This is a genomic window from Candidatus Cloacimonadota bacterium (assembly GCA_020532085.1).
In the GTDB taxonomy this organism is placed as follows: Bacteria; Cloacimonadota; Cloacimonadia; order Cloacimonadales; family Cloacimonadaceae; genus Syntrophosphaera.
The window spans coordinates 1-26,502 of sequence record JAJBAV010000014.1 but is presented as its reverse complement, the minus strand read 5'-3'; the positions used below and the strand labels follow the sequence as shown (position 1 = coordinate 26,502).

The window sequence follows — 26,502 nt, the reverse complement described above, 5'->3', positions numbered from 1 at the left end:
ATTCCGGGATAACGTAGTCAGGCCTGGAATCCAGACGGTCCGGATAATGCCTTGGCCGGGCATCGATCCAAACGCAGTCTGCATCGAGCCCGCACCGGCCCGGTCTTAGGTTTGGCTATTCACGCCAGGCCTGGATTCCGGGGCCCCTACCCCGGAATGACAGTCCGGTTTGAACCTGTTTAACCAATCTATGCCATCTGTGTGATCTGCGTGAAACCCTTTGCTCTTTTTACCTTTTTCTCTGTTTCCCGAATCTATCAGGGCACGGTAACTTCGACGGTCTGGCCGGCCTCCACCAGGATGTCTTCGGCCCGCAAAATGCGGTTTGAGGAGCGGAACTCCAGTTTGTGGGGCCCTGCTTTGAGGCGGACGCGGTTGCTGTCGGCTTCGGGATCCACGCCCAGCTGGGTTCCGTCCACCCAGGCTTCGCGGTTTATCATGCTGCCAGCCAGGTTCAGATAGCCATATTCGGACGCGGAGCTGGACCCGGAGGCGTCCTGGTTGGAAGCACAGGCCGCCAGCAGCAGCAGAAGGGCGGCGACGATCAGGATTCTTGCTGTCATGGTTTGCACCTTTTGTCAGTATTATTGTTATCTGGCCCAGCCGAAACCGCGGGCGGTCTGGCTGTCAAGCAAAAAGATGCCGAAGTCCTTTTTCCGATGGTGCTTTCGGGCTTCGGAAGGCATTTAAAGTATTGACACAATCGGGGGAAACGATTTTCTGACCCAACCACAAAAAACTGATGTTCTGCCGGCCCGGCCTCAGGCCAGCGGAAATGAATAAAAGGAACCAATTTATGCTGGAAAAATTACTCCGCAAGATGTTCGGTGACAAAGGCACCCGCGACCTGAACCTGTATTCGCCGCAGGTGCAGGCCATCAACCTCATCTTCGAGGGCCTGCAGCAGTATGACGACGATCAGCTGCGGGACCGGGTGGCAGCCATCCGTGGGGAGATCGCGGACACGCTGCGTGAACTGCGGGAAGCGCTGGAAGAGCTGGAACACCGCTTCCGCGAGGAAAGCGAGGAAAGCGAACGCAACCGCATCGACAACCGCATCGACGAGACCAGAAAACAGCTCAAGGCCCTCACCAAAGCCACCCTGGACGACTATCTGCCGGAGGTGTTCGCGCTGGTGAAAGATACCTGCCGCCGCATCGCGGGGCAGGAATTTGAGGTGCGCGGGCATCTGCGGAAGTGGGACATGGTGCCCTTTGACGTTCAGTTGATCGGCGGCATGGCCCTGCACGACGGCAGGATCGCTGAAATGGCCACCGGCGAGGGCAAGACTTTGGTGGCCACTCTGCCGCTGTTTTTGAACGCGCTGGTGGGACGCGGGGTGCATCTGGTGACAGTGAACGACTATCTGGCCTCGCGTGACGCGGAGTGGATGTCGCCCATTTTCAACTTTCACGGGATGCGGGTGGGATGCATCACCACCGGGATGAGCTTTGAAGAGCGCAAGGAAGCCTATCTCTGCGACGTCACCTACGGTATGAACAGCGAATTTGGCTTCGACTATCTGCGCGACAACATGGCTGTCTCGCAGCGCCAATTGGTGCAGCGCGACTTCTATTTCGCCATCGTGGACGAGGTGGACAGCATCCTCATCGACGAAGCGCGCACGCCGCTGATCATCAGTGGCCCCATCGCCCAGGACAAGAATTTCTACCCCGAGCTCCGGCCCCAGATCCACCAACTGGTGCAGGCGCAGAACAGCATGGTGCAGAGGGTTTTAAGCGAGATCCGCGAAGACACCCGCGAGGACAACCCTGCCCCGGACACGGATCGCCTGGCCACCAATCTGCTGATCGTGCAGCGCGCCGCCCCGCGCAACAAGGCCTTCGCCAAACTGATGCAGGAAAGCCGGCTGAAAAAGCTGGTCAGCGACATGGAAGGCATCTACCTGCGTGACAAAAAGATGCATGAACTTGACGAGCTGCTGTTCTACGCCGTGGAAGAACGCCACAACAGCGTGGATCTCTGTGAAAAGGGGCGTGAACTGCTGGCACGCAAAGAAAACAACCTCTTTGTGGTGGAAAGCCTGGACGAGGTGCTGATCCGGGTTGATGAGGACGAAAGCCTCTCCGAAGCTGAAAAGATAAAGCGCAAAACCCTGGAAACCAACCGCTTCATGGACAAGAGCGAAAAGCTGCACAACATCAACCAACTGCTCAAGGCCTACACCCTCTTCGAAAACGACAAGGAATATGTGGTGATCGACAACAAGGTGATCATCGTGGATGAATTCACCGGGCGCCAGATGCCGGGCCGCAGGTTTTCAGACGGTCTGCACCAGGCTTTGGAGGCCAAGGAAAACGTCACCATCGAGGCCGGCACGCAGACTTTTGCCACCATCACGCTGCAAAACTATTTCCGGATGTACGAGCGGCTGTCCGGCATGACCGGCACCGCGGTGACCGAAGAGGCCGAATTCATCGAGATCTACAACCTTCCGGTGATGAACATCCCCACCAACGTGCCCGTGACCCGCGTGGACCACGAGGACGTGATCTACATGACCAAGAACGAAAAGTACCAGGCCCTGATCGACGAGATCATTTACTGGCACGAGCGCAAAAAACCCGTGTTGGTGGGCACAGTGAGCGTGGAGGTCTCGGAAACGATCAGCCGGCTGCTGCGCCGGCGCAACATTCCCCACAACGTTTTGAACGCCCGCCAGCACCAGCGCGAGGCCGAGATCATCACCTCCGCCGGTGAGCCGGGCTCGGTGACCATCGCCACGAACATGGCCGGCCGTGGAACGGATATCAAACTGGGCCCCGGAGTGGTGGCCCAGAGCACGGAAAACTACCGCGGGATCAACTTTGCCGTCACCGACGAGTTTCCCTACGGCCAGCCTCTGGACGGCCTGCACGTGATCGGCAGCGAACGCCATGAAAGCCGCCGCATCGACCGCCAGCTGCGCGGCCGCGCCGGACGCCAGGGCGATCCGGGCACCTCGAGGTTCTACCTTTCGCTGGAAGACGACCTGATGCGCCTCTTCGGCGGCGACCGCATCGCGCCGATGATGATGAAGATGGGGATCAAATCCGGCGATGCTATCCGCCATCCCTGGATGACCAAGACGGTGGAGCGGGCCCAGAAACGGGTGGAGGAGCACAACTTCGAGATCCGCAAAAACCTCATCAAATACGACGAGGTGATGAACCAGCAGCGCGAAGTGATCTATTCCTACCGGCGCAGCGTGCTGAAGGGCTATTCCCTGAAGCGCGAGGTGCAGGAGATGGTGGCCGAGTCCGTGGTCCGCGAGGTGAATGAACACATCCCGGCCAACAGCTATCCCGAGGATTGGGACCTGAGCCGGCTCTGCGTCTGGTTTCGCAACAACCTCAACGTGGCCATCGACCCCGAGGAACTGCAGAGCGACCACCTCAACCAGGCCATGCTGGAAGACACCTTGCAGGAACTGGTGATGCAGGCATACGAGAAAAAGGAAGCCCAAGTGGGGCAGGAGGTGATGCGCGACATCGAACGCCGCAGTGTGCTGGAAGTGGTGGATGACGAATGGCGCGACCACCTGCACGAGATGGACCTGCTCAAGGAAAGCGTGCATCTGCGTTCCTACGCGCAAAAAGATCCCCTCATCGAATACAAGCGCGAAAGCTACGGCCTTTTTGAGAACCTCATCTCGCGCATCCAGGACAACGTCACCAAGAAGGTTTTCACCACCTACATCCTTTCCCAGGAACAGATGGACAGCATGCTCAACAACGCCAAAACCCAGCACGAGGACATGAGCGCTTTCATCCAGGACCAGACCCTGCAGGTCTCGCAAAACGCCAGCCAGCCGCCGCAGTTTTCCGGGCCTTACGATGGCGGCGGCGCCAAACCGCGTCCCGTGCACGTGGCCCCCAAGGTGGGGCGCAACGATCCCTGTCCCTGCGGCAGCGGCAAGAAATACAAGAACTGCTGCGGGCGCTTCGCCGATCCCGAATGACTACGAGGAAGATATGAACAAAGGTTTGATCATAGTTGAATCCCCCGCCAAGGCGGGCACCATTTCCAAGCTCCTGCACAACCAGTTTTCCGTGAAAGCCTCCATGGGCCACGTGCGTGACCTGCCCAAACACGATCTGGGAGTGGATGTTGACCACCAGTTCCAGCCGGTTTACGAGATCGACAAAAAGAAGGTGAAGACCATCGGCGAGCTCCGCGCCGCGGCCAAAGACGCTCCGGCGATCTATCTGGCCAGCGACCACGACCGCGAGGGTGAAGCCATAGCCTGGCATCTGGCCAAGGTTTTGGCCAAGGAACTGGCCGGCAAGCCGGTTTACCGCATAGTTTTCAACGAGATCACGGGCAAGGCCATCTCCGCCTCGATCGACGCGCCCGGCGAAGTTGACATGGCCAAGGTGGACGCCCAGCAGGCCCGGCGGGTGCTGGACCGCATCGTGGGTTACACCGTTTCGCCCCTGCTGTGGAAAGTCATCGCCAAGGACCTCAGCGCCGGCCGCGTGCAGAGTGTGGCGCTGCGCCTGATCTGCGAGCGCGAGCAGGAGATCGGGGAATTTGTGCCCCGGGAATTCTGGAGGTTGGAAGCCAACTTCTGGAAGGATGAGTTTCCTCCCTTCAAGGCCAGCCTGGAAAAATGGCAGGGTAAAAAGTTCGAGATCCCGGACGAGGCCAAAGCCATCGCGATCGCGGAGGGGGTAAGCTCCTCCCCAGCCGTGCTGAGCGAGATCAAACGCACCCTGCGTGACCTCCAGCCCCAGCCGCCCTTCATCACCAGCACCCTGCAGCAGGAAGCCTCCAAACTGCTGGGCTTTCCTTCGGACAGAACGATGTCCATCGCCCAGCAACTCTACGAGGGAATTGACCTCAAGGGCGAAACCACCGGTCTGATCACCTACATGCGCACAGACAGCGTGCGCATCGCCGCGGAGGCTGTGGAAAACTGCCGCGACCTGATCAGGGAGCGCTTCGGCGCGGATGAATTGTACGCCACCACCAGGGTTTACAAGAACAAATCCTCGGCCCAGGACGCCCACGAGGCCATCCGGCCCACCGACGCCTTCCACACTCCGGAAAGCGTCGCCGCCAGCCTCAGCAAAGAGCAGCTCAAGCTCTACACCCTCATCTGGCAACGCTTTGTGGCCACGCAGATGAGGCCCGTGAAGCTGGAAAACACAAGTGCCAAGATCAGCCTGGGCGAGGCCTTCTTTGCCGCCAGCGGCAACCGCGTGGTGGAGGAGGGTTTCATGAAGGCCTGGCCCCACGTGATGCTGGTGGAAGGCGCGCAGATCCACGCTGCCTACGCCAAAAACGACGAACTGGAACACGACGCCCTCAAGCGTTCGCAGCATTTCACCTCACCGCCGCCGCGCTTCACGGAAGCCTCACTGATCAAGGAACTGGAGGCCAAGGGCATCGGCCGGCCCTCCACCTATTCCAGCATCATCAGCACCATCAAAAAGCGCAAATACGTGGGCATGGAAAAGAAAAGCTTCCTTCCCACCGACCTGGGCAACGACGTCAACCGCTTCTTGGTGGGCAACTTCGACGCCATCTTCAACGTGAGCTTCACCGCCCAAATGGAAACCAAGCTGGACGAGGTGGAGGAGAAAAAGGCCGTCTGGCACGAACTGGTGCAAAGCTATTATGAAGAGCTTACCAAGCTGATCAAGGGGCTGGACATCAAGAAGGAAAAGAGCGCTTTCACCCAGGAAACCGATATCGTCTGCGAAGTCTGCGGCGAGGGCAAAATGGTGATCAAGCGTTCCAAGGGCGGGGAATTCCTGGCCTGCAACCGCTTCCCGGCCTGCCGCAACAGCAAGAATTTCAGCCGCGACGCCGAGGGCAGGATCGTGATCTCGGTGCCCAAAACCCTGGATGAGAAATGCCCCCAATGCGGCAGCCCCCTGGTGGAAAAGAGCGGCAAATTTGGGGTCTTCATCGCCTGCAGCAACTATCCCAAATGCAAATTTTCCCGCCCCAAAACCACCGGCATCACCTGCCCGGAATGCCACGAGGGCGAGATCACCCAGCGCCGCAGCAAGCAGGGCAAACCCTTCTGGTCCTGCACCCGCTATCCCGACTGCAAATACATTTCGAACGACAAACCGCTGCCCATCGCCTGCCCCCACTGCGGCCATCCCTTCATCTACGAAAAGTACAGCAAGGCCAAAGGCAACTACAAGCAATGTCCGCAGTGCAAAAGCGTCATGGAATGACCCGCGTTCCGGCCTGGGACGCCTTGCGCAGCGCGTTTCAGAGCATCATGAACCACAAGCTGCGCTCGCTGCTAACCCTCACGGGCATTGTGATCGGTGTGCTGGCCGTGGTTTCCATGTTTTCCAGCGTCTATGCCCTTAAACAACTGATCAGCAAGAATATGGAAGGCATGGGCTGGGATCTGTCGGTGGTGATCTCGGCCGACTCGCCGGGCAAGGTTTCCGGCCCCAGAAGCCTGCGCCGGGCCCTCCGCCGCGCCGAGCAAAGCGTGGACACCATCAGCTACGACGACTATCTGGCCCTCAAATCCTCCGTGCCCCACAAAAGCAGCTACGCCATGATCATGAGCTCCGCTGTGATAAAACTTGGAAACAAAGACAAGCAGGTCCAGCTCCGCGCCGCGGATACCGGATTCTTCACCAACAAAACCTATCCCATCCTCTTTGGCCGCTACTACAACCAGTATGAAAACGACAACGTGCTGCCCGCCGCCGTTTTGGGCTTCCACTTTGCCCAAGAGCAATACGGCCAGGCCGATCCGGTGGGACAAATCCTGCAGCTGGGCGAACACCGCCTGCGCGTGGTGGGCGTGCTCAAGGATGACCAGCTTTCCAGCGGCAGCGGGATGAACTTCAACGCCTGGGAACGCAAGGATGAGCTCAGCGCGGTCTATGTGCCTCTCAAATATGGCGCCCACCGTTTCGGAACCAACAAGGGCGTGCATATGATCTACCTCCAGGCGAGGGACGAGAAGGAGTTCCGCGAGCTGAAAACCCAGGCCCGGCAACTGCTGCTGGCCCGGCACCGGATGTATCCCAATTTCAGCTTCATGGACGTGGGGCAGCTGATCCTCACCATCACCGACGAGATCGAGGGTTACATGGAAAAGTGGAACATCACCCTGATCGCCATCGCCTCCATATCCCTCATCGTTGGCGGCATCGGGTTGTTCAGCACCCTGCTGATCTCCATCCAGGAACGCATGACCGAGATCGGGGTCCGCAAAAGCGTGGGCGCCACGGAAAAGGACATTTTTTACTATTTCATCTTCGAAGCCCTGGTCCTGGCCCTGTTGGGCGCTCTGCTGGGCATTCTGCTGGCCTGGATCGCCCTCAGCCTCATCAGCCGGGCGATCGATTTCCCCCTCTATCTGCCTGTCCAGGGCGCGCTGGTGGGCCTGCTTTTTTCCCTCGCCACAGGCTTTGTCTCGGGACTCTATCCCGCTCTGAAAGCCGCTTCCGTCGATCCTATCAAAGCCATTTACTACTTCGAATAGCCTGCGGGGCATGGTCCCTCGGGGCATACGCTCCCTTCAATTCCCTTTGAAGGCAGCTGGAGGTTTACGGAGCATTCTAGAAAAAGCAGATTTGGCTCTCTTTCAAACGAAGTGGACACAGCCCGTGAGGGCGGCAGAATGATAGCGAGGGTGCGTAAGCCCCTCGTAACGAAACAAGAGAAAACAAATGGAAATTGCCTCCACCCCTCCCCCAAAACGTTTTGCGTTTCAGGGGAGGGGTGGAGGCCTGTTAAAATTGTTGATTTGTCCGTTCATCGAGGGGCTCCGCTGCGCTGCGCTCCCTCGCTATGATCTGTCGCCCTCCGGGCTGCTGGCTGGTTGATCGCTTCCACCCACTCGGTTTGAAAGAGAGCCTTAAATTTCGATTGACAGGCTGAGGCGTGGCCGCAAGGTTGTTTGCATGAACAATAAATCGCTTGTTGGACACAGGTCTCAGGCTGGCCCCGGATATCTCAAGGCTTGGCTGCTGCTGGCTTTGCTCGCCATTCTGTCCGCCGTGTTATCCGGGCAAAACCTGGATGCCCAAGCCCTCGATTCCGCGCTGGACAAGCTGATGGGCTCTTCGCTGGTGAAGGGTGCCAGCGTCGCGGTGGCTTTTTACGCGCCCGGGGACAGCAGCCTGATCTACGGATACAGGGCCGACAAGGAACTGATGCCCGCCTCGCTGCAAAAGCTTTACACCGGCATCGGCGCGCTGTCGGCCTTCGGTCCCGAACACCGCTTCCAAACGCTGATCGGCACCAACGGCGACGTTCTGGACGGGGTTTTACGGGGCGACTTGGTGGTCAGGGGTGGCGGCGATCCCACCTGGATGGATGATTTCTATCCGGAGGGGCCCCACCGGGTTTTCGAGCTTTGGGCCGATTCCCTGAAAGCGCGGGGCATCAGAAAGGTCAGCGGCGATCTGATCGGAGACATCAGCCTTTATCCCACATATCCCTGCAATCCGCATTGGGAGGCCCACAACCTGCCCTACGGCTTTTCGCCGGGGGTGGGCGCCCTCTCTTTCAACGCCAATTTGGTGCGCTTCGACCTCAAAGGCTCCTCCAAGGCGGGAAACAAGGCCAAAGCGAGTCCCCGCCACGGCTACAACTATTTCCAGATCAACAATCAGATCACCACCGTGGCGCAGAAAGGCACCGCCGGCATCTGGCTGCAGGTTTCCAAAGACAACCGCAGCGTAACCCTGAAGGGAAAGCTGGGCGTCAACACTCCGGAATATCTCACCGCGGCGGTGCGCAATCCGCCCCTCTTCACACTGCAGATGCTGCGCAAAACCCTCTCCCGCAAAGGCCTGGCCATATCGGGAAAAACCACTCTGGAAGAAGATCCCGCCGCGCATGACAGCCTCGGCGTCCTCTTCGGGTTCGACTCTTTCCCGCTGCGCGATATCCTGGGCGTGATGCTGAAAACCAGCTCCAACATGCTCGCCGAAAACCTGCTCTGCAACATCGGCGCGGGTGTGGACAGCGGCGCGGTCTGGGTGGAGGAATTGCTCGCGGCAAGGGGCATCCCGACAAACGGTTTCCACATCACCGACGGCTCCGGACTGGCCCGCCAAAACCGTTGCACCGCCTCGCATCTGGGCCTCACTCTCAGCCATGCCTGCCATCAGGATTGGTTCGACATCTTTCTCAACAGCCTGGCTTTCCCCGGCGAGGAGGGCACTTTGCGCAAAAGGTTCACCGAACTCAAAGGCAAGAGCCGCCTCTGGGGAAAAACCGGCACCCTGCGCGATGTGAGCAACCTGGCCGGCTATCTGCGCGCCGCGGATGGCGAACTCTACGCCTTCGTGATCATCTGCAACAACGTGAGCAGCATCGCCAACGCCAAAAAATGGCACGCGCGGGTCTGCAACACCCTGCTGCGCTATTCCGGGAATTGAGCTCCGGTTTCCAGGGGATCATCAATTCGGAGAGAAGCAGAGGATTTTATCAAAACAGAGGAACAGAGTTACAGGGGCACGAAAACAAAGGTATGTTCCCAACCCAGCCAAAACACATGCGAGTAAGCATGTTTCAGCTGCCAGCAAAATCACTCTGATCTGCGGGCCAACCCTTTCTCCTTTTCCCGGTTGCACATCGTCATACCCGCTTGACAATCGGCAAAAACGTTACCCACTATTTACGGAGGCCGGGTGAAGTGGACCGGTTTATTGCTGACAGAGGCCGGGAAGTTCACGGGTCAGTCTGGCTTTCCGTCCTTAGCCCCCTCCCATTCACCTCTCACTCACTTCCCGTTGACTTCCCGCCTGAGATGCGGGAACTCAGCGGGAGGCCAAGGGGAGGCGGATCGGAGGGGGCTAAGGGCGGTTCAAACCCCGAAAACCAGTCCAGGCAGGGAAAACACCACAACAAGCCGGATCGAATCGATCATAAAAAAACTGCCGTCCCGGATCGGGGACGGCGGGTTGTGAAAACTCGCCTCAAAGCTGAGGCAGAAAGGATGTGGCTATTTGGCGGCCGGTTGTTTGGCCATGGGCGTGGTATCCACTTTAACCCATTCGTTCTGGCCCATTTGATACCACTCTTCCCCCTTGGCGGTTTGCAGTTTTTTAAACGCTGCCATGTCCTGGAGGGTTTGGGTGGTATCCGGAGTGACAACTTCCAGCAAAATGTTCGTCTGATCCTGATCAGAGAACCAGCCTTGGATCTTGATGGGGTTGGGGTTGTTTTTCTTCAGATGGGCTTCGAAGGCCTCGATGGGCAGCGGAGCCGCTTTCTTTTGCATGTCCTTGTAGGTCAGCCAGGCGACGTAGCCTGAGACCAGCAGGGCGGCCAGGATCAAAAGGGACATGATCACTTGGAATGCTTTCATTTTTTCTCCTTGCGCTCTCCGCCGCCGGTTTGGCGGCGGGGATGCTCTTGATTTGTATTGGTTTGGGGTGGCGCGGGTGGGTTCAGATCTTCACGCTCACATTGATGTTTTTGAAACGGGCGGGGGCCACGCCGTGGGAGAGCTGCATCACCTGCCCGGGCTCGCCCTTGCCGCAGTGGAAGGTGCTGTGGTAGCCCCATTCCTCCGGGCCGCAGACGGCGTCGCAGGAGTTCCAGAAATCCTTGGTGATGCCGAAATAGGTGGGTTCCTTCACGATGCCGGTGATCTTGCCGCCCTCGATGCGGTAGCCGATCTCGGTGGTGAACTGGAAGTTGTTGCGGTTGTCGTCGATGCTCCAGGTTTTGGTGAAATCCAGCAGATAGCCGTGTTCGGTGCTGGCGATCAGTTCTTCCAGGGAGCCCTGGCCGGGGGCGAGGCAGAAATTGGTCATGCGCACGAGGGGGAAATCGTCGGCGTAGGAGGCCTTCATGTTCGAGGAGGGTTGCAGTCCCAGTAGCTGCGCGATCTGGCGCGAGGTTTGCTGGTTCACCAGGATGCCGTCCTTGATGATGTCCACTTTCTGGCCGGGCACGCCTTCGTCGTCCACGGGATGGTAGCCGAGGCCCTTGGGGTCGGTGCTGTCGCTGTAGATGTTCACCAGCGGCGAGCCGTATTGGAAGGAGCCCAGCATTTCCGGTTTGATGAAGGTTTTGCCGGCGTAGGAGATCTCCATGCCGAAAATGCGGTCGGCCTCGGTGGCGTGTCCCACCGATTCGTGCAGCTGCAGGGCCAGATGGCCGCTATTGATGATGATGTCGGCGCGGTCGTCCGTGATGGTGGGCGCGTCCAGCAGATCGATGGCCTCTTTCATGATGCGGTCGGTGTTTTCGGCGAATTTTTGCTGGGTGAAGAGCTCAAAGCCGCCGCGGCCGGCACTCATGTGGCCGGGCCAGGTTCGGGACTGGATCTGGCCGCCGTCGGAGGCGATCACCTCCATCATCGGCAGGGTGTTGTAATATGAAGTGTGGGAATAGGTTCCCTCGCTGTTGGCGTAGTATTTTGTCTGGCGCATGAACTGAGCGGAAACCATCGAGTGGACGATCTTGCCGGCTGGTTTGATGGCTTCGGCCAGTTGGCGCAGGAATTCGGTCTTTTCTTCCTTGGGCATTTTGAAAGGGTCGATCTGGGGCTGGTGGTGATACTCGGCCCGGATGCCTGGTAGGGCGGGGAATTCCACTTTGCCGCGGATGAAATTGGCCCCCTGGCGGGCGTTGGAGACGGCCGTTTGCACCAGGCGGTCGATGGCGGCCCCGCTCAGATCGCGGGATCCGGCAAAGCCCCAGCAGCCGCCGATCAGCACGCGGATGCCGATGGCGGTGGAATCCATGCTGCTGCCGTAGTTGCGCAGAAATCCGTTCATGAAATAGATCCCTTCCTCGTCGGTGCGGGTTACGCGCACATCGGCGAAGCTGACCTCGGGCAGGGCGAGTTTATTGAGGGTTTGTCTGATAAGCAGTTCCATGGAGTTCCTCCTAGATGGTTTTGGTTGAGGATGTCACGTTGAAATCCTTCACCCGGGCGTGAGGCGCTTTCACCGTCTCGATCTCGAAGCTGGCATAGTTTCCGGAGAAGGGCACGGTGGCGCAGTGGTCTTCCAGCTCCACCACGTTGTTCAGGATGCGTTCGATGCGTTCGGTGAAGCGCAGGTTGTTCACCACCTTGGTTACGCGGCCGTTCTCGATCAGGAAGGTGCCGTCGCGGGTGAGGCCGGTGAGCGAGGTTTCGCGGGGGTTGATGAAGTTCATGTAGTGGAGGCTGGAGATATACAGCCCGCGTTTGATGCCGCCGATCATCTCCTCCAGGGTTTTGTCGCCGGGCTCGATCTTGAGGCAGGAAGCGGTGTTGCCGTTTTTGGGCAGTCCGGTTTTGTGGGCGAAGTAGTTGTTGCAGAGGAAGGCGCGGAACACGCCTTTTTCCACCAGGGGCAGGCGGCGGTAGATGTGGCCGTCGGAGCCGTAGTCAGCCCGGATCATGCGGGGGTCGGAAGGGTCGTCCACAATGCTGATGTGGGCTGGGAACACCTGCTCGTCCAGCTTGCCCTCGAACCAGCTGCTGTGCTGGTCCAGGGCGCGGGCGCTCATGCCATAGGCCAGGTATTGGGTGAATTCCGCCAGGCAGCGCGGGGCCAGCACAACGTCGTATTGGCCGGGCTCCACGTCCACCACCGGGTTCGCGCAGTACAGGATCTTTTGCACCAGGTCCTCGGTGAAGGCCTGTTCGTTGAAAAAGTCAAAATCCTCGCCGCCGAAGGTTTCCAGCACGGTCACCTGGGATTTGTTGTGCACGGCCTTCACCTCCAGATAGATGGGCGAACTCACGCTGCTCTTGTCCAGCCCGTTGCTGTTGATCAGCCGGAGGGTCTGGTGGTTGCAGATGAAGGTGCCGAAGATGTCAAAATCATACATGGCGGCGGCGGCGGAGACGTTGGCCAGGATCCTGGTTTTCAGCTCCAGCGGAATGGCTTCGATGTTGTTTTTCACCGCGCGCGGTTCAGCCAGGGTGAGGTCGTTTTCCAGATCCACGAAATCGGGATCTTCGGGCAGTTTGTCGATCACCTCCAGCGCGTCGCGCACGGCGGCATCGGTTCTGCCGCGTTCAGGGTTTTCGATCGCGAAGCTGAAGGACTTTTTGCCCTTGTAGAGCTCCGCCGCGAGAGTGATGTTGTCCTTGCTGATGTTGTAGTTGGTCTCGCTGTGGTAAAAGCGCAGAAAATCGGTGGACCAATGGCGCTGCGAGATGCTGTACTGCAGCTCGGGATGCTGATCCAGGACGCTTTTCAGATATTCAAGCTGATCCATTTATCCTCCTAAACAAGGTGTTAGATCCAGGTGGTGTTGTTGTGGCGGCGTTTGGGATTGGTGCTGCGGGACAGGGCTTTTCCCGTGGCGGGGGCGACCTTGCCCTTGTTCACCACTTTTTTGCCGCGCAGCCAGACGGATTCGAGGCTCCCTTCCAGGCTGTGGGAACTGCCGTCGGGGGCGGTGAAGCTGGTGGTCGCGTGGGGGTCGTAGATCACGAAATCGGCGTCCGATCCCGCTTCGATGCAGCCCTTGACGGGGTAGAGGCCCAGGCGTTTGGCCGCGTTTTCGCTGGTCATCTTGATCACGGTGGCCAGGGGGATCTTGCGCTTTTTCCAAAACTCGGACAGCAGCCAGAGATAGCTCCAGGGCAGCAATTTTTCCGAACTGCCGCGGAAAGCTTCGTCCAGGCCTGCCGGCACGGAAGCCGGTTCCACGTTGTTGGAGAGCAGATAGATCTTGTTGGTGCGCAGCAGTTCGAAAAGTTCCAGCTGAAAGTCCACCAGGTCCATCTGCTGGCCGCTGTCGATCTGGCTGAAGAGCAGCATCATGTCGGCCACGCACATGGCAAAGGAAATATCGGAGCGTTTGTGCACGCTGTTGATGAACTCGATGGTGGGATAAGCGTTCACGCGGGTGATGTGGATGGGGTTTTCCTGCATCCGGCGCAGCAGTTTCTTGATGGCGTCACTTTGGGCGTCAAAGCTGAAGGTGGCGGCGGTTTCGCTGTCGTAGCCCTGAAAGGCGAAGGCGGTGTCCGATTCATAGATGTCCATGAAGAGGTCCATGATCTCGGTGAAGCTGAGGGCCTGGATCGCGGGATTGGGGGAGGGGTTCGTGAGCGCGATGCCCACCACGCCGTTGGCCCAGAGTTCTTGGGCGGCCTCGGCGTGATAGGGATAATCGGTGATGTCCACGTTGCCCCACACCGCCATGTCCACGTGGGAGGCCTGGTCGATCTGCCCGCGCAGGCGCTTGAGGTCGGCCAGGTTGAAGACGGGCCTGGGGTTCAGAAAACTGAGCTCGGCCAGGGTGGTCCAGCCGCCGGAGAGGGCGGCTTTGCTCACCCGGGCGAGGCTTTTGGCGGGGTCCTGTTCCGTGATGATGTGGCTGTGGGGGTCCACCGCTCCGGGCAATAGGATGTTGCCCCGCAGATCGATGACCTGGGTGATGTCTTCAGATACGATCTCGTCCGCGCTGATCTTGATGATGGTCTCGTCAAAGAGCACATTCACCCTTTTCAGGGCGGCCGAGGATGTGGGCAGGGCGGCATTTGCGAATAATTTCATATAATTCCAATTTCAGCCACGGCCGGGGAACGCTGCCCTAAAGCCAAGCGCACCGCGAAGCCGCGCTGTATCTGCTGGGGGTGGTTCGCGCTTGCATCGCGAAAAACCAAAATTTCCCAAACTGGTGTGATGCTTTTACAACTCTCAAAATCTGTCAAGCTTTTGCTTGCGTCCTCCGGAAAAAACGTCTCGGATAGAGGCTGATGTTTTGGCCCAAACAGTATTCTGCCGCGGTCAAGGCCAGCCGGGGAACTGGTTTTGGCCCCATAAAACAAAAAAGTCCGCCAAGGGACTTTTTTGTCTTCTCACGATTTCTTGAATGGATTATGTCATTTGAGGATAAGCGTTTTCTTGGTGGAGGTGTAGCGACCCTCGGCGACCACAACGTAGTATTCGCCGGCAGGTGTGTAGCTGCCGTCATTGCCGCAGCGGTCCCAGGGCAGGACCATGAATTCTTGGGACTGGCCTGAGAACAGCGTTTTCACCACCGCGCCGGAGGCTGTTTCGATGGTGACGCCGAGAGGGGTGGCCTGGCCAAAAACAAGGGTGATTTCGGTATGTTTGGTCATGGGATTGGGGCTGATCTGGATCGAATCCAGGGCGCTATTGTCTTTGGCGGACAGGGCGGCCAGCATCATAATGCTGAGCAGCGCCAGGAGCAAAGCTGCCTTTTTCATTTTGGAATCTCCTAAAAGATGATGCCCAATCCTGAAGCAAGTTTCGTTCCCAATCTTTGGATTAGCTCTCCGAAGCCAGGATCACCGCTCCCAAAACCCCGGCCCGGTTACCCTCGCGGGCCTGTTCCAGCGATGTGCGCTCCGCGTTCAGGGGCGGCAAAAAACATCTCACGCGGTCCACCAGGTGCTCCCAGGGATAGAGGCCGCCGTCCATGGCGCCGCCGCCGATCACAACCGTATCGGGGTCCAGGATCACGATCAGGTCGGAGATCCCGCGGGCCAGAGCTTCCCTGCCCGCAAGGATGATGCCGGCCGCTTCGGGCCTGGCCTGGCTGAAAGCGAGCAGAGCGGGCAGGCTGGAATCCCCGGTGATGAAGTCACTTGCCCCGGGCAGCGCCAACAGTTGGTGCCGCAGCCCCTCCACGGAGGCGTAGGCTTCCAGGCAACCCTTGCGGCCGCAGGAACAGGGTTCTCCGCCGGGGATGCTGGTGATGTGGCCCAGCTCGAGGGCGAAGCCGTGCGCGCCATGCCAGACCTTGCCGTCCACCACCAAGCCGCAGCCGATCCCGCTGCCAACGGTTATCCCGGCCACGCTGCCCCGCCCTCCCCGCAACCAGGCTTCCGCCAGGCACATCAGGTTGGCGTCGTTATCGCAGAAAACGGGCAGGTTCAGTTGCGTGGGGATGAGTTCACGGGGGTCGAGGTCCACCCAGAAAGGCAGGTTGGGATTCACGCCCACGATCCTGCCGGAGCGCAGGTCGATGGTGCCGGGAGTGCCGATCCCCACGGCGCTGAGTCCATTTTCCCCGATCTCGCCCAGACAGATAGCCAAGATCTGGCGCACGGTTTCCCGCAGGTGAGGGAGGTTTTTTTGCCGCAGCTCGAGTTTGCCGAAAGACTGTAAACCATTTTGACAGTCACCCCAGCCATATTTGATGCTGGAGCCGCCGATGTCCAGTCCCAGGGTTGCTTTATCGCTTGTTAACATATCAAAGGGGTGGGGTGGGTGATGGGAGTCGAACCCACAACGCCCGGAACCACAATCCGGTGCTCTGCCATTGAACTACACCCACCACGGAAAGGATCGATGTATTTATGCGTGTATAAGCTGGCACGCCAGAAGGGATTCGAACCCCCGACCCGCAGCTTAGAAGGCTGCTGCTCTATCCGACTGAGCTACTGGCGCCAAAACAAACTGGTAGCGGCGCAGGGATTTGAACCCCGGACCTGCGGATTATGATTCCGACGCTCTAACCAGCTGAGCTACACCGCCACAAGTCTTAACGTAAAATCCGGCGACTAGCGCCGGCATATGAAAATTGGTAGCGAGGGAAGGATTCGAACCTTCGACCTTCGGGTTATGAGCCCGACGAGCTACCAGCTGCTCCACCTCGCGTCTGGTATGTACCACGAAATTTGCCGCCCCTTTCTTGTCAAGGGCTTTTTTCGCTTGCTTCCTCCCCCGGTGCCAACAGCTGGCCCGAAAGAATATTCCTTTACAGAAAGCGGCCCCGCCGCGGGGATGATTTCAGCAAGAAAATACCTGTTAAAGGGAGAACCAAATGCTCAAAGTAAACGAATACTTCGACAGCCAGGTGATGTCGATCGCGCTCACGAACACCGACGGCAAGGCCACCGTGGGAGTGATGGAACCGGGCGAATACGAGTTCGGGACCAGCACGGTGGAACACATGACCGTGATCTCCGGCCTGCTTACCGTGCTGCTGCCCGACACCCAAGAGTGGCGGGACTACAATGGCGGCGAGACCTTCATCGTGCCGGCCAACCACAAATTCCAGCTCAAGGTGCCGGAGCAGACTGCCTATTACTGCCTCTACGTGTAGCCGGGAAAGCATGTAAAAAAACCGGGCGGCCGTCAAAGCCGCCCGGGTTTTTATCATTGGCTATTTCAGGGATGCAGCCGGCAGTTCCCAGCGCTGCAGGTCGTGATTCAGCAGCAGGCTGCCGTTGCGCTCTTTGAGGCGGGAATAAATGTATTGCTTGGCCTTGAAGGTATCCTCGCGGCAGACGTCGTAGGCCGAAGTCACGGCCGGTGAAACGTGGAACAGGGTGGGCATGATGTCCGCGGGGTAGATGAAAAATCCTCGGGCGGAGTCGATCTCGACGATCTGGCTGCCGCAGGTGTGGCCGCCGGTCTTTGTCAGGGTCACGCCCGGCGCGATCTCGGCGTTACCGTCGACCAGTTCCTGTTTGCCCCGGGTTTCCAGCAGAGCCAGCTGCTGCGCGAAGTCGTAGGCCGCGCGGTTCAGCCCATCCGGTTTTTTGGCGGTCTCCCATTCCTGGCGCTGGATCCAGTGCCGGGCTTTGGGAAAGGTGAGCGCGTCGTGGTCGCCGAAGCCTGTGATGATGCCGCCGGCGTGGTCAAAGTGCAGATGGGTGAGCACCACGTCGGTCACGTCGGCATCGCGGATGCCCAGCTCAGCCAGCGAGGCCGGCAGCAGAAAGGCCGAGGGGCGGTAGATGTCGCGCTGTTTTTCCGAAAGCCGGTTGCCGAGCCCGGTATCCACCAGGATCACGCGCTCCGGGGTTTTAACCAGCAGCAGGTTCAGGGCCAGGTTTTTGCGGTGGCGCTCATCGGTCTGGACGCTTTTTTCCCAGATGGCGCGGGGCAAAACGCCCAGCATGGCGCCGCCGTCGGTCCAGTAGTTGCCTGCGTCGATCCGGTGCAGGCTGATGTCTGGTTTCATGCCTTGGCGGTTGTTTTCGCCTTGGGCCGGGGCCGGCGGTTGGGCCTGGGTTTCTGCCCGGGTTTCGGGTTTTGTTCCGGTTTGGCGCCCGGCTCGGTTTTTACGGCATGCTCGGGCCGGGTGTTCAGGTTGGGCCGCGCGTTGTGTCCCGGCCTGGGGTTGCGGGGCCTGTGGTCCTGACCGCCCTGGGCCTGGGAAAGCGCTTCACTTTCCTTTTGTTTGGCGGAAAAGATCACGATGCGTTTCATCTCGCCTTCGCCGATGGTGAGGGTGCGGAGGCCGCGGTCACGCTCGATGTGCCGGTGGATGATCCGCCGGTCGTTGGCGTTCATGGGTTCCAGGGTTTGGGGCTTGCCCTGTTCGCGCACCTTCTTGATCAGAGGCTGAAACTGCCGCAGAAACTGGGCTTCGCGGCGTTCGCGGTAGCCGTCCACGTCCACATAAACGCGGTCGAGTTCGCGTTCGTTTTCATAAACGCGGTTCACAAAGAATTGCAGGGTTTCCAGCATGTAGCCGTTTTTGCCGATCAGCAGCCCGGTGTCCTGGCTGCCCTTGATCACCAGATAGATGGATTTGCCTTCGGTTTTGCTGCTTACCTGATCGAAGGGAATGCCCATCTTGCCCAGCAACTGGCTGAGCAGGCTGGCGGCGCGTTCGCCCAGGGTGGGCAGCTCGAAGCGCACCGTGGCGCTTTTGCTGCCAAAGAGGCCAAACAGGCCTTTGGAGGGTCGTTTCAAGACCTTGTATTTCAGTTCCCAGTCTTTGATGCGGTGTTCGTCGCGAAAGGCGGCGATGATGGCTTCGATGCTGGTTCCGGTTTTCTCGATTGAGGTCATCAGGTTGTTTCCTTTAGTTTAAGACGTTTTTGCGTGTAGTATTGATGGGCCACGCTGAGGATGTTGAAAACGGTGTAGTAGAGCACCAGGCCCGAGGGCAGGCCGCGGAAGATGAAGAACAGCATCACCGGCATGATCCAGGTCATCATCCGGGTGCTCTGCTGCATGGCCTGCTGTTTTTCGTCCATTTTGGCCAGGGACTCTTTGGAGGGGCGGGTCATCAGGCTTTGCAGGACCATGAACACGGCCATGATGGCGGGCAGGATCCAGGGGTCCGGCTCGGAGAGGTTCAGCCCCAGAAAGCTCACGTTGCGCATTTCCATGGCATAGCGCAGCACGTTGTAGAGCGCGATGAAGATCGGCATCTGCAGCAGCAGCGGCAGGCAGCCGGACATCGGGTTGGTGCCGGCCTCCTTGTAGAGTTTGGCCACTTCCTGCTGCATTTTTTGCGGATCGCTCTTGTACTTGGTTTGGATCTCCTGCATCTGTGGCTGGATGCGCTGCATTTTTAGGTTGGCGTCCATGCTTTTCTTGGTGAGGGGATGCAGCACCAGCTTGAGGATGAAGGAGAAGATGATGATCACGATGCCGTAGTTGGGAATGAAGCTGTGCAGGAATTTGAGCAGCCAGGCGATGGCGTTGGCCAGCCAGCGCAGCCAGCCGGGACCGCGGTCCGGGATCAGTTCCAGCTTGGTTTCCGGGTAGCTTTTCATCAGGTCGTGATCTGCCGGTCCGGCATAGATGAGGAAGCTCTGCGCCCAGTTTTGGGAGGGGGTGGCATCCCGCGAGTCCAGTATCAGGCTGGGATTGCCCGTTTCCTTGCTGATGCCGGGATGGTAGTTGCTGGTGAGGGGATTGCCGGTTTCGAGGATGGCGATGCTGAAATATTTGCTGCGCAGCGCGGCCCATTTGAACGACGACACTGCCGAGGGCGGCGCCTCTTTTCTGATCTTGGGCAGGGTGAGTTTCACCGGAACGTTGTCCGCGAAGAGCAGCACCTTGTAATCCTGGTCTTTGGCCCGGGGCTTGATCACTTCGCTGTCGGCGATGCCGGCGCTGAAGTCGTATTCGATGCCGTAAACGGGATCCGGGCTGTTCACCGTCACATCCAGCAGGATGCCGTATTTGTCGTCCAGCCGGTAGCTCTTGCGCACCAGCGGGGAGCTTTCCTCGCCCAGCCAGAAAACGATCCCGGCCGTGTCGCTCTGCGCGCTGTGCCAGGTCACCGTTTTCAGGTCCCGCGGCGCGGCGGCCTTGTGCTGCAGCAGCGCGATGCCGGCCAGGTCCTTGTCTTCCGGCACCAGGTCCACGGGGGTGGTTTTATCCGACCAGCTGAATTTCTTCAGCTCGATGGAAGTGATGCTGGCGCCCCGGTTGCTGAAGCGCACCGTGAAATTCGCGTTGGCCAGGGTCAGCGATTTCAGGCTGTCGGCGCCCTTTAGCAGGCTGTCCGGCAGGGCGGCCAGGGTCTGAACTGCGGCCGGGGTTTTGGTGGTGTCCGCAGCAAGCGAATCAGCGGTTTGCGCTGTGCTCGCGGGCTGGGGCTTGGGGCCAAAGTAGGTTGACCAGACGAAAAAGAGTATGACCACCACAAAGAGGGCTATAAAAGTGCGTTTATCCACATTTTCTCCTTAGGGAAGCGGATCGTAACCGCCCTTGCAAAAAGGATTGCAGCGCAGCACGCGCCAGGCCGAGAGGCCGAGGGCTTTGAAAAAATTGAACTTCTGGAAAGCCTGCAGGCTGTATTGGCTGCAGGAGGGTTGGAAGCGGCAGACGCTGGGCAGCAGCGGCGAGATGAATTTGCGGTAGGATCTGATCAGCCCGATGCAGCCCAGATTCGGCAAACGCAGCAGGGTTCTCAGCATCTTGCCCGCAGTTGGGCGTTCAGTTTGTCCAGTTCCGCGCAAAGTTCGTTCCAGCCAAGTCCGCCGGCCTTGGGGCGGGCGATGAGGTTGAGTTTGCAGCCCCGGGGAAGGTCCCCGCCACGCAGGCGCGCCCAGGCTTTGATCCTGCGTTTGAGAAGGTTGCGCGTGTGCGCCTTGCCGGTTTTTCTTCCGATGGTGATGCCCAGGGCAAATTCGTGGGGGTGAAACAGCACCGCGGCATAGAAATGGTCGCTCCGCAGAAACAGGTCGGGGGAGCTGAACTCCCGGTATTCACTGTGCTTCGTGATCCTACGAAGCATGGCTCATACGCTGAGGGTCTTTCTCCCTTTGGCGCGGCGGCGGGCAAGCAGTTTACGGCCATTGCGGGTGGCCATGCGGCTGCGGAAGCCGTGGGTGTTCTTGCGGGAACGGTTGGAGGGCTGGTAGGTCCTTTTCATGTATCTAACTCCTTAAAATGTATGGCAAATTCATTGAATAAACCATCTTTTTCAGCGCCCTTTAAGTGTCAAGCGCAAAAAACGCCGCCATCCCCGCCGCCCTTTCCGCTTGACAGTTTTGCCTCCGCGGAAAAGGCTTGCCCTATCCCGGTGAACGCTTGCCCAAAGTGAAAATTACAACCCGGGAGGGAGGATCGATTTGCATTTGAATCTCTGGTCCTGGAACGTGAATGGCCTGCGGGCCGTGCTGAACAAGGATTTCATCGCCACCGTGCGGCGCGAACAGCCGGACTGGCTGGGCCTGCAGGAAACCAAACTGCAAGAGCATCAGATCCCGCCGGAACTTGATGAATTGTCAGGCTACCGACTTTACTGGTCCCACGCCGAGCGCAAAGGCTATTCCGGCACGGCGGTGCTCTCCAAGGCGGAGCCGCTGGAAGTGACTTATGGCCTTGGTCAGCCGGAATTCGACAACGAAGGCCGCGTGGTCCGCTGCGTGCATGACAGCTTCATCATCTACAACATCTATTTTCCCAACGGCCAGATGAACGACGGACGCCTGGACTACAAGCTCCGCTTTTACGATGCCTGCCTGCTGCGCATGGAAGCCGACCGCGCCGGCGGCAAAATGGTGATCGTCACTGGAGACTATAACACCGCCCATCACGAGATCGACCTCGCCAATCCCAAACAAAACGAGACCACCAGCGGCTTTCTGCCCATCGAACGGGCCTGGCTGGACAAGATCGTGGCTGCCGGATGGCTGGATACCTTCCGTCTCTTTCACCCGGAGCCGCGGCGCTATTCCTGGTGGAGTTACCGCGCCGGCGCCCGGCCCCGCAACGTGGGCTGGAGGATCGATTATTTCTTCGTGAATGCCGAAGCGCGCCACCGCGTGGTGGATGCCGACATTCGCGACGACATCATGGGCTCGGACCACTGCCCGGTTACCCTGAGGATCACTCTACCCTGAACTCCAGCATGTTATCGTAGTAATAGCCGTCCCAACCGAGTTGCAGGGTGTAGCGGCCCTGGCCGTATTTGAACTCCAGGGGCAGGATTAGCCGGCTGTCGCCCAGCCATTCCGGTTGCAGGGGCATGGAGCCCAGGGTGTAGGTGAGCAGGTCGATCTGGACCTTGGTATTGGGGTCCGGGGTGCCCAGTTGGCAGTTGAAGCCTTCGCGCGGTTCCACTGCAAGATACTCGAATTCCAGCGGATAGCTGCGGCCTGCCGCGAAAGACCGCGGCAGGGGTGAAAGCCTTTTCAGAACCGGAACGGCAAGCACCTGCGTGGTGTATAGTTTGTCCTGGGCCAGATATACCGCGATCCCTTGGTGGGTGAAATCCTGGCTGAGGATGTTGGCCTTGTGGCCGGGCGAATTCATCCAGCCGCGGGCGATCTCCTTGGGATCGAAGACCATCCTGCTGTTTTCGATGAAGTAAAGATTTTCGCCGATCCCCGCCACCAGCAGTTCGGGCAGGTATTTCCGCTGCCGCTGCGAAACCTGCAGCCCTTCATGATCCTCATGGCTGAAAAAATCCTGCTCGCCCATGTTGCGGCTGTGGCGAAGGGCCAGGCCGGCCAGGTCGTCCCGCCAAAGCAGCGCCGGCAAACCGTTTCTGCCCCGAAGCGCGTTGATCTCGTCATGCACCCTCCGCGCGAAGAGTTCCGGACTCAGAGCCTCACCGGAGGCCGTTGCCAGCAGCGCCAGCAGCAGCAAAGCAAAACAAATCCGCTTCATCTCCACCTCAGAAATTGTACTGCAGCAACAGCGCGTCCCCGGAAAAGCGCAGGCGGATGTTTTCCTTCTCGCTGTCAAAATCCGCCAGATGCGCGTCCACATAGGCGTCCAGCATGGAAAGTCCGGCTGTGATGCCGATCCACCAGACGTCGTTGTTCAGCTGGTAGCCGTAGTCGCGGCTGCGGGCCAGATACTGTTCCTGCAAAAACGGTTCCGGTGTGGTTTCGGCCAAGTCGCGCCAGTAATTGCGTTCGCCGCCGTGATAGATGGCGGAACCTATGAAGAATCCCTGCACGCCCATCACCAGGCCGGCTTTCAGCCAGGCCCGGTTGTAAAGCTGGCCGCCACCGGGAAAAACCGCGGAATAGAGAACCGCCCGCGTCGGCACCCGCTTCGCCTGGGCGAAGGCACAGCTTAGCGCGGCAAAAATCAGGCAGGCTGCCAGCAGTTTCTTCAGTTTGCTATCCATAATAATGATACTCTTCTTTCCACCCGGCCCTGCTTGTCAATATTTATTTCGCCCCTCCTGCCACCCCGCCGTTTCTTTAAAATTCCTCCTCTGGCCCCCAATATCAATACGGTATCAATACGGAATCATTACGGATGAAATCCGTATTGATTCCGTATTGATACCGTATTGATATTGGGAGCGATGGCGGATTTGGCCTTTGGATTCTTTAAGTGGATTCTTCAGGATCCGGGCGGGTATTATCCTTGTTTTCATGCCAAGGGGTTGATGGGGATCCAATACTGAGGTCAGTCGCGCCTGGCGAGGGGGTTTACGGCTTGTTTCCTTGAATGAGGCTGTGCGGTTTAAATCGTCATCAGCAGAGCTTTTGGGGAGGACGGAGAAAAGAAATTGCTTGACATTTGCTTGGCAACCATTTGGGGTGGTTAAACGTGTGATAAGCCTCCAGAATCCATCTTGCGTACCCAAAACTGTGGGGCGGCATCACATCTGCATCAAGAGGATTGATCACAAATAAACAAGGAGATACATGTATGAAAAGGACATTGCTCTTATGTCTGCTTCTGGCCATGGTCGGTTTTGCCGCGGCTGATACCTACACCATAGGTACCGGCACCAGCACGGAAAACTACATACCCACCTACGGGTTCTATGACTATGGCTGGTCGAAGACCATCTACACCGCGGCGGAGATCAACGCTGCCGGCCTGATGAGCGGCGGCAACCTGATCGCCCTCGGTTATGAAGTCGGAAACACACCGGCCAATTATACCACTGTAAATCAGATGGTGTACCTTAGGCACACCACCGCCAACATCTATGAAGCCACCGAAAACACGCTGCCCGACAGCACCCTCTTCACCCTGGTCTATCAGGGCGACCTGACCTGGAACGGCGGCGGCTGGCACTACGTGATGTTCAACGCCCCCTTTGCCTGGAACGGCACCGACAACATCGAGATCATGTGGAGAAACTGGGACGGAGTTTATGCCTCCGGATATCCCAATTTCCGCTATACCACCACCACTCCGGATTACCGCGCCGTGTATAAATATCAGGACAACAGCTTTCCGGCTGATGCCACCGGCACGCTGTATTACAACCGGCCGAACCTGCAACTGGTGACGCCCCAGACCACTCCTCCGGACCCTGCGGTGGCGATCTATCCCGCCCTGGGCGGCTGGGCCTTCACGGACGCCACGCTCTCCTGGCAGAGCGGCGGCGGCATGCCCACTTCCTACGACGTCTATTTTGGCACCAGCGCCACTCCGGCCTTTGTGCAAAACCAGGCCGGTACCACCTACACCCCGGTTCTGGCGCCCAACACCACCTATTACTGGCAGATCGTGCCGGTGAACGCCAACGGCCCGGCCACCAACTGCCCCGTGTGGAACTTCAAAACCCCGTCTGACAACCAGATCGCGGAGAGCTTTGAAGACACCTCCTTCCCGCCGATGGGCTGGACCAACGTCGAAAGCGCTTTCAGCCGCAGCACCACCACTCCCTTCCACGGCGCGGCTTCCGCCTATGAGTACATTGGCAGCGCCGGCAGCCTGCTCTATACCCCGATGCTGAATATCACTGCCACCTCCAGTCTGGATTTCTGGGCCAGGACCTCGGTTACCACCGGGATCGGCCGCATCCAGCTGAAATATTCGCAAAACGGCACCGACTGGCTTCCGGTGGGCGCGGAGATCGCCTTCCCGGAAAACAGCAACTGGAACAACTACATGGTTGACCTTAGCGGCATCACCCCCGGAAACTACTTCCTGGGCTTCAACGTCTATTCCTCAACCACTTCCAGCACTTCCTTCTATATCGACCATGTGTTTGGTCCGGAACTGGCCGCCCTGGCTCCCGAAGCGGTGACTCTCACGGCGCCGGCCGACCTGGACACGGACGTGAACGAATGGCCCACCTTCAGCTGGAACGCCGGCCCCGGCGGCATTCCCACAGGATTCAGGGTTTATTGTGACACCAATGCCAACCCCAGCACTCTGCTGGCGGATGTGGGCACAACCAGCCACACCGCGACTACCGCGCTGGCCTATGCCACCACCTACTACTGGAAGGTGGTTGCCTACAATACAACCGGCGAAGCCCCTGCCAGCACAGTGTTCAGCTTCACCACCAGGACCGACCCCACCATCAGCACCTTCCCCTGGACCGTCGATTTTGGCACGGTTACAGGAGACTGGCCGGTGGCCAACTGGACCCAGCTGAGCGGCTTCTATCCCACCCCAACCGGCACCACAGCCCAGTGGCTCCGCGATGACTGGCTCAATGGCGACACCGGCAACAACGCCGCCAAGATCAACATCTACGGCACTTCCCGCTACGGTTGGCTGATCACGCCTCCCATAAACATTCCCGCGGGAGACCACGAACTGAAATTCGACGCCGCTTTGATGGTTTGGAACGGCAGCACGCCTCCCACCACCGATCAGGCCGACGACAAATTCATGGTGATCGTGGCGGACAACCCCAACATGGCCAACCCCACCATCCTGAAAGAGTGGAACAACACCGGTTCCAGCGACGTGTTCAATACCATCCCGGCCACCGGCCAGAACTACACTGTGGCCCTCACCGGCCTCAGCGGCGTGAAATACTTCGCTTTCTACGGTGAATCGTCAGTGACCGGAAACGGTGACAACGACCTCATGGTGGACAACGTTGTGATCCAATCGGCTGCCGCGGTCCCCACCTTCACCATCACTCCGGAATCCCACGATTTCGGCACGGTGGAAGTGGACGCAACCGCCAGCCAGGACTTCACCATCACCAACACCGGCGGCGGCAGCCTGGGCATCACCGCCATCACCATTTCCGGCAGCCCCATGCTGACGCTGGCCAATCTGCCCACCCTGCCGGCCAGCCTGGCTTCCGCTCAAAGCATTGGCTTCAGCGTCAATTACGCCCCCACCATGGCCGGCACCCATACCGCCACCGTGAGCGTCACCGATGATCTGGGCAACCGGGTTGTTCATACTGTGAACCTTACTGGTACGGCGACTGAAGACCTGCTGCCTCCCGAAAACCTGACCGCGACGGTCAACGGTTCCGACGTCCATCTGACCTGGACCGCCCCGGGCGATACCCCGCCCCCGCCTCCGGGACTGAACGACGGCTTTGAGACCTACGCCGATTTCGGCCTCACATTCGATCCCTGGGTGCTGGTGGACGTTGACCAGAGCACCACCTATGGCATGACCGGCATCACCTGGCCCAACGCCTATGCCGCCCAGGCCTACATGATCTTCAATCCCAGCGCCACCACTCCGGCCGTGA

At 58.8% G+C, this 26,502-nt stretch carries 22 protein-coding genes and 4 tRNA genes; 7 read left to right on the top strand and 19 right to left on the bottom strand.

All coding sequences use genetic code 11. The features are described 5' to 3' along the window. Positions 1 to 257 precede the first annotated feature (257 nt). Complete coding sequence (locus LHW45_05235) at positions 258 to 563, bottom strand: hypothetical protein (GenBank protein MCB5284975.1); 306 nt, start codon at positions 561 to 563, stop codon at positions 258 to 260. 233 nt (positions 564 to 796) lie between these two features. Between LHW45_05235 and secA the strand changes: the two genes are divergently transcribed. From secA to dacB, 4 genes are all read left to right on the top strand, one after another. Further along, a complete protein-coding gene (gene secA, locus LHW45_05230; GenBank protein ID MCB5284974.1) occupies positions 797 to 3,961 on the top strand; it encodes a preprotein translocase subunit SecA in 3,165 nt (1,054 codons plus the stop codon). Positions 3,962 to 3,974: 13 nt separating this feature from the next. Beyond that, positions 3,975 to 6,194: a type I DNA topoisomerase gene (topA, locus tag LHW45_05225; protein ID MCB5284973.1), complete on the top strand. Its 2,220-nt coding sequence runs from the start codon at positions 3,975 to 3,977 to the stop codon at positions 6,192 to 6,194. Further along, positions 6,191 to 7,471, top strand: a complete 1,281-nt coding sequence (locus LHW45_05220; GenBank protein ID MCB5284972.1) for an ABC transporter permease — start codon at positions 6,191 to 6,193, stop codon at positions 7,469 to 7,471. Before topA ends, LHW45_05220 begins: the two co-directional genes overlap by 4 nt. Positions 7,472 to 7,892: 421 nt before the next feature. Then, the gene (gene dacB, locus LHW45_05215) at positions 7,893 to 9,377 is read left to right on the top strand and encodes a D-alanyl-D-alanine carboxypeptidase/D-alanyl-D-alanine-endopeptidase (GenBank protein MCB5284971.1); all 1,485 of its coding nucleotides are present in this window, start codon (positions 7,893 to 7,895) and stop codon (positions 9,375 to 9,377) included. 566 nt (positions 9,378 to 9,943) lie between these two features. On the opposite strand, the gene LHW45_05210 is transcribed toward dacB, so the two are convergent. The 10 genes from LHW45_05210 to LHW45_05165 all read right to left on the bottom strand — a co-directional run bounded on the left by LHW45_05210 (position 9,944) and on the right by LHW45_05165 (position 16,529). Next, positions 9,944 to 10,309, bottom strand: a complete 366-nt coding sequence (locus LHW45_05210) for a hypothetical protein (GenBank protein MCB5284970.1) — start codon at positions 10,307 to 10,309, stop codon at positions 9,944 to 9,946. 82 nt (positions 10,310 to 10,391) lie between these two features. Further along, positions 10,392 to 11,831, bottom strand: coding sequence for a TldD/PmbA family protein (locus tag LHW45_05205; GenBank protein ID MCB5284969.1), 1,440 nt, complete (start codon positions 11,829 to 11,831; stop codon positions 10,392 to 10,394). A gap of 10 nt (positions 11,832 to 11,841) precedes the next feature. Further along, positions 11,842 to 13,167, bottom strand: a complete 1,326-nt coding sequence (locus tag LHW45_05200) for a TldD/PmbA family protein (GenBank protein MCB5284968.1) — start codon at positions 13,165 to 13,167, stop codon at positions 11,842 to 11,844. Positions 13,168 to 13,187: 20 nt separating this feature from the next. Continuing rightward, entirely contained in the window at positions 13,188 to 14,456 is a 1,269-nt protein-coding gene (locus LHW45_05195) for an amidohydrolase family protein (GenBank protein ID MCB5284967.1), read from the bottom strand. Between the two features lie 329 nt (positions 14,457 to 14,785). Further along, entirely contained in the window at positions 14,786 to 15,133 is a 348-nt protein-coding gene (locus LHW45_05190; GenBank protein ID MCB5284966.1) for a hypothetical protein, read from the bottom strand. Between the two features lie 61 nt (positions 15,134 to 15,194). Continuing rightward, a complete protein-coding gene (locus LHW45_05185; protein ID MCB5284965.1) occupies positions 15,195 to 16,121 on the bottom strand; it encodes an ROK family protein in 927 nt (308 codons plus the stop codon). 10 nt (positions 16,122 to 16,131) lie between these two features. Next, positions 16,132 to 16,206 (bottom strand) — tRNA-His (locus LHW45_05180). 36 nt (positions 16,207 to 16,242) lie between these two features. Beyond that, positions 16,243 to 16,319: transfer RNA gene (locus LHW45_05175), tRNA-Arg, on the bottom strand. Positions 16,320 to 16,329: 10 nt separating this feature from the next. Further along, a tRNA-Met gene (locus LHW45_05170) sits at positions 16,330 to 16,406 on the bottom strand. A 47-nt stretch (positions 16,407 to 16,453) separates the two neighbouring features. After that, positions 16,454 to 16,529: transfer RNA gene (locus LHW45_05165), tRNA-Met, on the bottom strand. Positions 16,530 to 16,695: 166 nt separating this feature from the next. Here LHW45_05165 and LHW45_05160 point away from each other — a divergent pair. Next, the gene (locus tag LHW45_05160; GenBank protein MCB5284964.1) at positions 16,696 to 16,977 is read left to right on the top strand and encodes a pyrimidine/purine nucleoside phosphorylase; all 282 of its coding nucleotides are present in this window, start codon (positions 16,696 to 16,698) and stop codon (positions 16,975 to 16,977) included. A gap of 60 nt (positions 16,978 to 17,037) precedes the next feature. On the opposite strand, the gene LHW45_05155 is transcribed toward LHW45_05160, so the two are convergent. Genes LHW45_05155 through rpmH form a run of 6 tightly spaced genes read right to left on the bottom strand, consistent with a single transcriptional unit; the run spans position 17,038 to position 21,000 of the window. Beyond that, complete coding sequence (locus LHW45_05155; GenBank protein MCB5284963.1) at positions 17,038 to 17,841, bottom strand: MBL fold metallo-hydrolase; 804 nt, start codon at positions 17,839 to 17,841, stop codon at positions 17,038 to 17,040. Beyond that, positions 17,838 to 18,677, bottom strand: a complete 840-nt coding sequence (locus LHW45_05150; protein ID MCB5284962.1) for a Jag N-terminal domain-containing protein — start codon at positions 18,675 to 18,677, stop codon at positions 17,838 to 17,840. Before LHW45_05150 ends, LHW45_05155 begins: the two co-directional genes overlap by 4 nt. Next, the gene (yidC, locus tag LHW45_05145) at positions 18,677 to 20,299 is read right to left on the bottom strand and encodes a membrane protein insertase YidC (protein MCB5284961.1); all 1,623 of its coding nucleotides are present in this window, start codon (positions 20,297 to 20,299) and stop codon (positions 18,677 to 18,679) included. The genes LHW45_05150 and yidC overlap by 1 nt, the downstream gene beginning before the upstream one ends. A 9-nt stretch (positions 20,300 to 20,308) precedes the next feature. Then, positions 20,309 to 20,542 (bottom strand): membrane protein insertion efficiency factor YidD, encoded by a 234-nt coding sequence (yidD, locus tag LHW45_05140; GenBank protein ID MCB5284960.1) that lies wholly within the window; start codon positions 20,540 to 20,542, stop codon positions 20,309 to 20,311. Continuing rightward, positions 20,536 to 20,862 (bottom strand): ribonuclease P protein component, encoded by a 327-nt coding sequence (locus LHW45_05135; protein ID MCB5284959.1) that lies wholly within the window; start codon positions 20,860 to 20,862, stop codon positions 20,536 to 20,538. Before LHW45_05135 ends, yidD begins: the two co-directional genes overlap by 7 nt. Before the next feature lie 3 nt (positions 20,863 to 20,865). Then, on the bottom strand, positions 20,866 to 21,000 hold the full coding sequence (rpmH, locus tag LHW45_05130) for a 50S ribosomal protein L34 (protein MCB5284958.1): 135 nt from the start codon (positions 20,998 to 21,000) through the stop codon (positions 20,866 to 20,868). Positions 21,001 to 21,199: 199 nt separating this feature from the next. On the opposite strand from rpmH, the gene xth reads away from it, so the two are divergent. Next, positions 21,200 to 21,973, top strand: coding sequence for an exodeoxyribonuclease III (gene xth, locus LHW45_05125; protein MCB5284957.1), 774 nt, complete (start codon positions 21,200 to 21,202; stop codon positions 21,971 to 21,973). Here xth and LHW45_05120 read toward each other — a convergent pair. Together LHW45_05120 and LHW45_05115 are read right to left on the bottom strand one after the other, a co-directional pair. Further along, the gene (locus LHW45_05120; GenBank protein MCB5284956.1) at positions 21,960 to 22,742 is read right to left on the bottom strand and encodes a CAP domain-containing protein; all 783 of its coding nucleotides are present in this window, start codon (positions 22,740 to 22,742) and stop codon (positions 21,960 to 21,962) included. The genes xth and LHW45_05120 overlap by 14 nt on opposite strands. Before the next feature lie 7 nt (positions 22,743 to 22,749). Further along, positions 22,750 to 23,211 carry a DUF5683 domain-containing protein gene (locus tag LHW45_05115; GenBank protein ID MCB5284955.1) on the bottom strand — a complete coding sequence of 154 codons (462 nt, stop codon included), beginning with the start codon at positions 23,209 to 23,211 and terminating at the stop codon, positions 22,750 to 22,752. 533 nt (positions 23,212 to 23,744) lie between these two features. Between LHW45_05115 and LHW45_05110 the strand changes: the two genes are divergently transcribed. Further along, a partial coding sequence (locus LHW45_05110) for a choice-of-anchor D domain-containing protein (protein ID MCB5284954.1) occupies positions 23,745 to 26,502 on the top strand: 2,758 nt, incomplete at its 3' end.